Source organism: Parachlamydia sp. AcF125 (assembly GCF_018342475.1).
In the GTDB taxonomy this organism is placed as follows: Bacteria; Chlamydiota; Chlamydiia; order Chlamydiales; family Parachlamydiaceae; genus Parachlamydia.
In genome coordinates, this window is sequence record NZ_JAEMUD010000004.1 from 203508 (window position 1) to 214521 (window position 11014).

Consider the following 11014-nt stretch of genomic DNA (forward strand, 5'->3'; position numbering starts at 1 on the left):
GGTGCAAAACAGCTAAAAAATTCAACTGGCCAGGATTTAAACAAGCTATCAGCAAAAGAGAGCTCTTCTAAAGAGAATCTTATTCGATCAATTATATCAAGCTGCCTAACAGATGACATCGCCTGTTAAAAAGCCTCTTTTTCTAATTTTAATTCCTAATTGTAGGGATAGAAGATTAGTTATTTTTTTTGAATATAAATCAAACATTTTCAGTTATTAAACCAAAAAAATAAGTTTCAAAAATTAAAATATTTTGTTTAATAATTAACAAAATCGTTAAATTAAAATTATAATGATAATTGAAAATTTATTTCACATCCGAGGGATTATGCAAGAAGCTCGCAATGAACCTATGAATTATAAAGACCTAGGTAGCGAATTTTCCAAGCTAGAACGCGAGATTTCTGCGCTAGAACAAACAGGGAATGAAAAAACACACTCCTCCATATCTAATCTTAGTTCCTCGATTCTCTCCAACCAAAGTACGCCAAGCTTACAACAAATTCAGCAGCTTAAGGGACGCTTAAAGATATTAAGTACTCAAAGTCATGGAATGGAACAAGCAACAGTTAAAAAAATAACCACCTTATTTGCTCAACTTAAAGAACTAAAAAAAGCCTATTTGCAGGCTAATTTTTTTCAAGCCTCTCCTCCCTCTACTTCTATTCCTATACAATCTGAAAGCGTCCCCCCTGAGGAGTATTTATCATCCTTAACCTTAAGCAATGTGGCTCACCTCGTGGGCGATGCCATTTTGGAAAAAGCTAGAACGAGCCAGGGGAAGTTAATCGAGGGTACGAGCAAAGGCATTGAGTTTATGCACCTTTGGTTAAATTATTTAAAGGATACTTATGAATTACCCCAAGGAATGGAAATCTTTTTCGATCACTTAGACGAACTAAAAGATTTTAATCAACTGATGCAAGAAGGGTTAAACAAATCGCAGGAGCCAGAAACAATCCAAGAGAAAAATTCAGAACTTCAACCTGACACCTTAATGATTCGCAAAGACGCATGTGAGAAAATGGCCAAGCAGGTTATTCAGAAATTACAAGAAAAGGGCTCCGTAAGATTTAGCTGGGGATGGCATGCTTCTAAACCGGATAAAGCCGGCCACGCCATGTTAGTAGAAATCCAATTAGATAAAAATAAAACAAGCTATAAACTCCATGTGTTCAACACGGGAGATGGCACGCAATACCATTCTGCTCACAATGATGGCACTAAGTTATATGTGAACACTTTACAAGGTTACTCACTACCCGTGGAAAAGTTGAATGAAGACTTTATCTTTAAAATGCTCGAACCCTTATTCGTTCCATTCAGCCGCCGTGTTATGGACTCAAATGCAGAATTTGATGCTTCGCACCTTTACGTGCTGCTGAGTAGTTTTTCAAAAATAGAACCAACTTCCCTTCAGTGGATGAAGGGGCAACTTAGTGGCACCTGCCGCCTACGTTCTTTGATTGCTTACTTTGCCTTTTGCACAAAAGATTATAAAGTTGTTACTAACTTATGGGAACGAGAGATTGCCCGTTGTCTTATTACAGTAGATCCAGAGAAACTACAAGAGCGCGATATGCGGGTTCTGACGGATTACCTTTTATCACGCCTTTTTCATCAACAAGCAAAAATTATTAAATTTGACCCAAAAAATGATAAAGCCATCGAAGTATTAAAGCAATTAGAAGGCTTAAGGGAAAAATTTGAAATCCTTTGTGAGAAAAACGGCTGGGAAATCGCTCTAGCGCAGCGAGCAAGCGTGCCCACTCAATTCAAAAGTCCCCCCTCAGTAAGCATGAAAATTGCCAAGAAGCTAGAGGAATGGAGGCCTCCCGAAATTTCTAAGCAAGAAATAAAATTGCCATTTTCATCCCCTGAATTGCCTGCCATTACACTCCTTCCACTCCCCTCCCAGGCAAGCCCTAAGGAGATAATCGATTCTTGCCATACTGCTCATCAATTTGCCTTGCAATACATTCAAGCTAAAGGTAATGCTCTTCCTTTTTTGGAGAAGACGTTTGCCGATTTATCTTTTCGCATTTTAAATAGTCCCAAACTACAAGATGAGCTTCAAGTCCACGATTGCTCTTCACTGCTTAATGAAATCTTGGATCTTAGCGCGCTTTTATTTAATGAGTCGGTTAAACAGACCAAATCTTCTGAACCAAATGCTTTTTTTAACTTGAAAAATTTTCTAGCTTTCCATAGTGCCTTGGCGCTGGGGTGGCAGCTATGTCAGATACACGAGGAGAAAGCGGGATTTCTTTCAGGAGGAGTAAAGGGATATAGCTTAGCTCTTCCCCCAGTCTTTACCTTACCGCTAGAGCAAGCAATGGCCCAGCTGCCTAGCCCCTGCCTAGAGGGGGAAACAGAAGAACTTTTCAAACATTTGCATGGCTATTTTGTAAATATAGGAAAAGTCCCTAAAGAAGATAGAGGAAAAACCCTACAACTCTTTAATTTTGCCACCTTTGGTATTAAAGAGCAGCCTAGCATAAGCGGTATAGATTTTCCGAACAATCCCTATTTTTTGTATCAAGATTCTTTTGAAATGCTTACTCTCTCCAAAGATGAGTATGAATTTACCCTGCGCTGCTTTCCTTCTGAAATGGATTGGGCGAAAATAGATGAGCAAAGGCCTAAAGATTGCTCTGCTTCTGCAGAAGATTGGCGTGTCTACTGTTATTATACCGGTCACCTTATACCAGAGGAAGAAGGTTTTTCCCCTTCTTTCTTACAACTCCGTCAATTAGCTTGGTTAGCCAAATGCAGTTTTTCCATTTCAACTTTACCAGGTAGCAAAAAAAGAGATACAGCTAGCTCGATTAAGCCTTATAGCGAGAAGGATAGTCATTTAGGAATTCCTCGTTCTCAAAAAAGTAGCAAAAATAAGCTGTGCTTTAGCATTCAACTGCGAGAGCTTACTCAACCGTATCCAAATAACTTACCAGAAGTGCCTGTGCGTGAACTTGCTCAACAGCATCCATATAACTTACCAGAAAAGCCAGTAATACCAGACTCTTTAACTGATTTGGGAACAAAAAAAAACCTGCAACAAAACGAATTATTAGCTAAAACAGACTCTTCCTTACATGAGCTGGTGAGTGCCCAGGCATCCAAATCAGCAATACGTTATACTACTTTAATTAGCTACTTTAACAAGCATCCTGAGGCCCTCATGGATCCTGAAAAGCAAGCTTATTTTATTCAAATTTTTTTCGAAGTAGGCTTATTTAAGGAAGTAATAGTACCGCAAGTAGCTGAACTTTTGGTAAAGTTTTTTGAAAACCATCTTAAACATCTAGAAAGCGCTTTTAAAGATAATCCTCACAAGCAAGAAATAGGCGATACTTTAGCCTTTATTTGTGAGCAGTATGAACGGGCTTTATGTGATTGCATAGAAATTTTAGATGATAAAGACCAAAATACTGAAAGATTAGGATTGCTCCAGCAAAGAATGATAAGCTGGAATGCAGATAATCGATTTTCGTCAGCTCTTGCTTTTCGGGAACGCCTTCTTCTATGCTTCATAGATAGCTTTAAAGTGATTCCTTTGACTGTAGAAGACCAAGAACAAATCAAACTGCTGATAATCGCACAAGTAGAACTGGAAAAAATTCGAGAAAATAAACCCAGCGATGAGTTCAAACACGATTTAAATGGTTACAACAGAAACGCCTTGAAGCAATCGGCTCAAGCCGCATTTTTACAACATCTCCCCATCATACAAGCTTTTCTTAAAACTAACTTTAGCAACGTCCTAAGTCAAATTACAGCTTCGCATATGTCAGAAGCCGATATCGAATGGCAGCCTGCTGCTTTTCCCTTTTTTACAGGGCAAGACAAGGGTAACAACCGCTATCAGTTAGATATAATCACAGGAGAATTTAAAAAAAATGATTACCCACTTTCCTCATGCCCCTCCAATTATAAGAAACACCCTTTCTACCAAGAAGTCTGCAGCCAAAACCCCTTTATCTTCCGAAAAGGGGGCCTCGATTATTATGAAGGAGTCAGTGGAGAAAATAAAATTCGTTTATATGGAGATGCTGACAACTTATTACAACTGCATCGCAAATTCGACAGGATGGGTTGGTATTCTTTACAACCTGCCGAGCAAGGCGCCGATTTTTTGCCTGCTGCCTTGAAAGGGCACCCCGACTTGCAGATCTGGATTAAAGCAAATAATCTGACCGAATCTGCAGCCTTAATTATTTTCAATAAACAGACTAAACAAGTGCAATATACGATTGATCATGAAGGCATTTTTACAATCAATGGAGAACGGTATGAATGCTTAGAAGCAGATACTATGTTGAGAGAAAGCTTGCAAGGTTTTGATAGTCACATGATTCTTTGGGAAAGCAAAACTAACAAGCAGTATGTGCTTTCTTTCCCCTATATAACTTCTCCTGCTAATAAAAATCAGCCCCTCCACTTTAAGCTTGATGGAAATCGATGGAAATGGGAAAGCAGCCATTTTTTCCTAGCAGAAAATCAAAGGATAGGAGGCTTAGCAGGCTTCGAGGGTTTTTTAATCATTGAAAACCCGGCAAGACAATGCAGAGCCTTAATTCCTCAAAAGACACAACAGGAGTTTGATACACAGGTAGATTCTCCTCCCCAAGTAGACTCTCCTCGCCATGTAAGCTACCTCACTTGCCAGCTAACCTCTCCCCCTAGAAGCGCCGCTCTTCAGGCTGCGGATTGGACACCTCAGCTTGCTATTCAAACTTCTCCCGAAGCTAATACCTATTTAACTTACTTGCATTTCATGCATGCACGCACCCCAGAAGAGTATAAAAAGGCGCTATCGCTCTTAAAACAAGCCTATTCATATCAACGCTTCACTTCTAATCAGCTACGTATACTTGGATGGATATTTTGCCACACTCAGGAGGACGATACTCCTAGATTTGATAATCTTAGGCGCGATACTCCTAATAAATGGGGAATTAACCATAGTCACTATAGCCTAGCCCTACAATTGTATGTAGCTGCTTTAGTCCGTCAAAACCTACAAGCCCATCCCTCAAAACAATCACTGGAAATGGCTAAAAAAAATAATGACCCGTTTTTCAAACCATCTATTCCCACTGATTTGGCTCCTGAACAAAAATGGGAAGAATTTTGGCAGTTTTTATCGCTAGCAAGCTGGTCTACAGATACCACAGAAAGCAAACCTATTCCGCAATTTCTTCAAAAAATGGTTAAAGAATATTTAAAAAGAATGGGTTCTTTACCTAAAGATTTACGGATTGAATCTCTCGTTCCCACTTATTTACTAAGTACATGGGGGATGAAAAATGCAATGGAAAGCGAATGGATAACCCCTACTGCCTCACCTACCCGCCAAGTTTTACAAGATTTGGAAAAAATAAGCGACGATCTCAACAAAGTGCGATGGAAGGAACTACGTAAGAATATTAAAAGCCAGACAAAAGACGAGTTACCCCCCTTTCGTTCGCGCCAAGGAAAAGATTTTATTCGCTATTTCCCCTTTTTATTCCAACAAGCAAATAGCGATAGCCTTGAAGAAAGAAAAGAAGTAAAGGATTTTTTAGATGAAGCATATTCGGACACCTATCCTGGCAATAAAACTTTGCGCCTTGTCCTACGTATCGCTTGCGAGCTAAAAGAGAGAGAACCTCAAGCCATAAACTTCCTTCTTTCTAGTGATAAGTTTCCTGAAAATGCCCAAAAGGTTGTTGATCAAGTATCTACCTTATTATTTGAGGAAAAAGGAGAAATAGATGTAAGCGCTTTAAATCAGGCTATACAATTGTGCGTTGATCCTATTAAAAACAAATTAACAACCACATCCGGAGGTAAGGCTAATGCCTCCACTAAAAAAAGAACAGGCAGAACAGGTCAGCCAAGTGGAAACCGTTCCTCCCGTACCCGCACATCCCATTCAACTTCTCAGCCAACTTCAACACCCACTAATAATACTTTTGCCTTTGGCACTCCTTTTCAACCAACTTCAACGCCCTCTAATAAACCTTTTGCCTTTGGCACTCCTTTTCAACCAACTTCAACGCCCTCTAATAAACCTTTTGCCTTTGGCACTCCTTCTCAGCCAACTTCAACACCCACTAATAATCCTTTTGCCTTTGGCACTCCTTCTTCAACACCCTCTGATAAACCTTTTGCCTTTAAACCTTCTACTCAAGATAGCCAGGATGTGGTTCATGACAATCCTTTTGCTATTGCTGCAAAAGAGACCTCCGAGGCTAAGCCTAGCACTCGTTTAAAACCTCCCCGACAAATCCTGCCAGCAATTAATACTTTGGAATTACCTTCCGCTTATCCTGGTAGAGGAGTAAAAGGAAAAGATTTGAAAAAAAACCTTTTCGCCGACATTAAAGAGTGCCATGTGCGTCTATTTCCACATGCTTTGTCTTCTAAAGAAGATGCCTCCTTAGGCGACCTTAGTAAAGAAATCGAAATAATAAAGGAGGCAGTAAAAAAGGAAATCACAAAAATACTAAGTGACCTAAAAGAAGATTCAACCAAAGACTCTTCTGAGTTAGACAGGATGGATTTAGAGTCTGACCCTCAATACAAGAAACTTATTTCTCTTGCTGATCAATTTAAACTGCACACCTTGCTAGGCGAATTAAGAAAAATTAATCCATCAAAATTCCGTGCATTCCCATCTCCTCTAATGGATAAAATAAGAGACCTTAATGAACTTGCCAAAAAGGCTAATATTGAACCTTTTAAAATGCCAGCACAAAACTTGAATTCCGACGATGAATCGGTAGCAAATTTTATAAACAGCAGCATAGAAGATTTAACACTTGATTACTACCTTGGAGCTATTAAAAACCGTCAGCTAGGTCAAACTTCTATTAAGATAAGCGAATGGGAAAAAGTGGAAGAACAGTTTGAAGAGATTAGCCAACAGTTAATGAAGGAGCATGGTGAGGCAAGTTCTACTATGCATAATTTAGAACAAAGTATTTTAAAATTAGCTAATCAGCAGCTTAAAGAAAATCCCACTCAAGCAGCTAAAGTAGGAGCCAAGCATAGGGCGCCCTTAACGCTCGAGGATTGCGTGCTATTATTTCTACACGGAGACGCCGAAATGTACCGCAAAAAAATGGGATTTTCTCGCTCTGAGATCGAGGGCAAGCAACAGGCAGAAAAATTACACTCTATGATTGGAGAATATTTAGAAGCTTTTGTTCGTTCTCATCATTTGGAAAGTATTTGCCAAGGTATCCAGAGGGTAAACGAAGCAAAAAGCCAAGCAAATAATGAAGAATTATTGCAGGCAATTGGAAATTTAAACGCATTGATGTCTACTTCTCATGATCTTTCCAAATGCCCTGTCCCTCATATATTTTTAGTCTTTGAATATTGCATGACCAAGCTTAAAGATGATCAGCTTTTCCTCGTACGTCAACATTCAATTGAAGGCTTGAACCATGCCCTTCAAACTGAAACTAATCATCAATGGAGGGACATTTTCATACAATTGATCCAAGCAGGAGGTAAAACTTTAGTATGGGGACAAATGTTAGCATTAGCAAAAGCTGATGGTTATCATCTGTCTGTGCACGTCTCGCCTGATCATCAATATGCAACTAGCGTCTACAACATGGGAGAGAAAGCTTTAGCAATCTTTACTCAAGAGCAGAGATTGTTTGAATTTGATGATCGTCCTGAATATATGACTAAAGAACACCTAACCCATCTTAAAGATACCCTTATCTTAGCGATACATAAACGTCAATTTATCCATACCACAAGTGAGTCTTTACAAGCACTTCGTTGTAGATTCCTTAAAGAAGCATTGCGTTTCAAAGAAAATGATAAGGCGCAACGAGATAGAATCACCTTGATGAGCGAGATTTTAAGCATTTTCCGTGGTCGAGGCGTGTTTACTTTTGATGAAGTGCATCAAGCCATGGATCCTTTGAAAGAACTGAATATGCCTTTTGGAAAAATTGTCCACCCCGACATTCAAGAGGGAGAATTAATTGGCAAGCTGTTACGCCTTTTAATTTCTGAAGGAATTGTCAAACAGGGTTCCTTAAAAGATTGCATCGATCAACTCAATCAACAAACCCATCATGAAGCTGATAGCAAAAAGATGATGGAAAACCTCCCAGGCCTATTACTTAAAGATCCCCTATGGAGAGGAAAGCTAGGTATTCAACATCCTCATGAAGAGCAAGAACTTATTGAATTTCTTTCAAATCCTCATAAGCCTCTTCCCGATTTTCTTGAAAAAAATACAAACTCCCTGACAGGTGGGTTAACAGCGGCGGAGTATGCGGTATTAGCCCAACGCTTAATTGGGGATGGATGGTTGATGGAAGGACTACAAAAGAAAGTGGATGAGCATCATGGGCTTATAGCTGTAGGAGGGCATCCTCTCATTTCCATTCCTTTCCAAGCTAACATGAAGCCGCTGATTGGCTCAGAGTTTAGCGATCATTATGTCATGATGATCCACACCTTAATTGCCTACTTATCTAAAGGGATTTTTGAGGAACAGGTGGATGATTTTGTCGGTTTTTTGCGCGCACAAGCTCAAAGTGAGATGCAGCGTAAAGTCACAAGTGATCTAGAGACGACTGCCGCTTATCAAGTGCTTCGCAATCTACGAGAGAAAGAACCCCTTCTTACCAATTTTTTTGAACAGGAAAAAGTGGACGCGAAAAGCTTCTGCCAAGCCCTAAGAAATACAACGGATGATACTGTTTTACAAATGCTAATCAGCTATATCAGTATACGCATTCTTCATAAAGTGGACCTGTATGAATCTCAAGTAAGCAGTAATGGGAAAAGTACGGCCACCATGGCTAAATCCATTAATGGATATTCGGGAAATTTGGATAATTCCGATATGCGTCCTACTCTTGATAGTAAGGGAAGGCAGGTCGAATGGTATCCTGATAGCGGAACCAGCGGCCAAACAATCGATCTATTAGTCAATCGCAATTCAGCCTTACATGTCGTTAAGCCTACCCCTCAAGCTTTATTAAGCTTACTTCATCATGAAGATTATAAGGGCCGCTTTCATGCAATCATCGATGTCGGTTGTCACTTTCGCGGGCTATCCTCTCTAGAGGTTGCTCGTTTAATCTCCGAGCAAGTAAATAAGGCCCAAATTAAAGGTATTCTTTTCTATGACCCACAAGGGCACTTATTTTGCTTGCATATTCAAGATCAAAACTGTCAACCTATACAGGGAACTGATAAAGAGCATCTTATAGAACAAACCGGATATAAGCTTGGTGAACTATTCACCTATTATGATCAAGATCATATTACCGGGGCTGATATTCCTCAAGATGACCATGCACTTGCCCTCGTGACAGCTTCAGAAGCCACCCCGTTGTACGAACTTTGCCAGGGCAATCGACGTATGCGCAAATTAGAAGAAGGGCAAGGAGTCGTACACGCCTTATCAGAAAGCTGCGTGAAATGCATGGTCGATAGATTTAAAGACTCCCCCTTACAAAAACTTAGTGAAAAGGGTATTCGAGATGAAGCTACCATGCAGCAATTTATCTTATTTACCTACCTCAATGAAATGGAAGCGCGGATTAATGATAATTTACAACATTGCCTACAAGACCTTATCAATACTACTCAACAATATGTCTTAGATACCTTATATGATAAAAAAGATTCGCAACTTTATATGCGCCTAGCCAGCCATGGAGCTCCTCTATTTGCCCGGCAAGTCGTTACCAGCCTTCTAAAAGAATATAAAGAAGGAAAAATTTCTCATAATATTGGAGATTATTTGCAAAAGGTTTCTGAGAGGCTAATTACAATGGTCTCAGATATAGTACTAAATGAAGAAATAGAGTCTTTAAAAACGCAGCTCGAACAAATACGCCTCGCAGCTATTCCCCGCTTAGCTAGCAATATCGAATTAAGCGCTAATTTTCTCAATTCTTCTGTCACAGGTTCGCAAAACCGCGAAGGAACGATGGTGCAATGCCAAGAGAGTCAAATGAACCAAGAAAATGAAACTGAGCAATTGGCTATTAATCAAACGCGCATGCAGCAAGATTCTAAGATACCTAAGGCCGATCGCCAAAAGCTTAATAAAAAAATATTTTTTTCTCCTGATTTTGGCAACCCTAATGTGGGTGCATTTACATTATTACCTGCCAGCCAGTTTTTTCCTGATTCAGGTTTACAAGCCATCGTTAATTTTGATTGTGTAATGGTAACTCAGAATTATCTTGACACGATCGTAGGTGAAGAATTTTCTTTAACATCCAAAAAACCAATCACCCACCTGCTATGCATTACCGATAGCCTAAATGAGCAAGATTCCCCTTCTTTTAAGCTTATCTTGGGTTCTCAAGAAGATGTCGATCAATTTGCTTCTTACATCAGGAAGGATAAAGAAGATGCAACAAGACTGCCATCTAGAATGCCTCCAGATCGCCAAATGGCTTTATTAATGCTAGATGGGCAAATAGTAGAAGGAGATTCTCCCCCTAGCTTATTCTTAAAGGACTCTCCCTTATATAGCTTACTAGCCGTTGCGATGCTTATCGCAGCAGATACTTTCCATTTAAATCAAGAAAAATGGTTAGATTTGTTTCTTCTACAGTTAAAAGAAAAGGATCCCTCTATATCTCGATCGATAAAGATTTTTTTCGAAACCTATATTCTTTCTCCTCAAGAAAAAGAGAAATACTTTTCAAGTGATTTAAACCGCCGTTGGTGTGAATCCCTCCAGTAGGGACCTCGCAATAAAGCCGCGAAGGGGCAAGAGAGAATGAAAAACTGTCATTTACACGGGATTATTTTAGCTATCCTACGGATCCTAGCAACTTCCATGCTAGGCGGAACTATTTTTGCTACTTTTAGAAACAAGCTAAGCAAATAAAAGAAGCCTGGCTAAGATTAAAGGGTTAAAGAGGAGGAAAACAAAAAACCCTAGCAACAAGGTTACTAGGGTTAAAGGGTTCCATTTAAAATGGAGTAAAAAAGACTTGGCGGCGACCTACTCTTCCACACTCTTGCGTGC

Annotated in this window: 1 protein-coding gene; it reads left to right on the plus strand. The window is 39.6% G+C overall.

Going from position 1 to position 11014, the window contains the following annotated elements; all coding sequences use genetic code 11:
- Nucleotides 1–292: 292 nt before the first annotated feature.
- The gene (locus PARA125_RS08830) at nt 293–10726 is read left to right on the plus strand and encodes a nucleoporin FG repeat-containing protein (protein WP_213158514.1); all 10434 of its coding nucleotides are present in this window, start codon (nt 293–295) and stop codon (nt 10724–10726) included.
- The last annotated feature ends 288 nt before the right edge of the window (nt 10727–11014 follow it).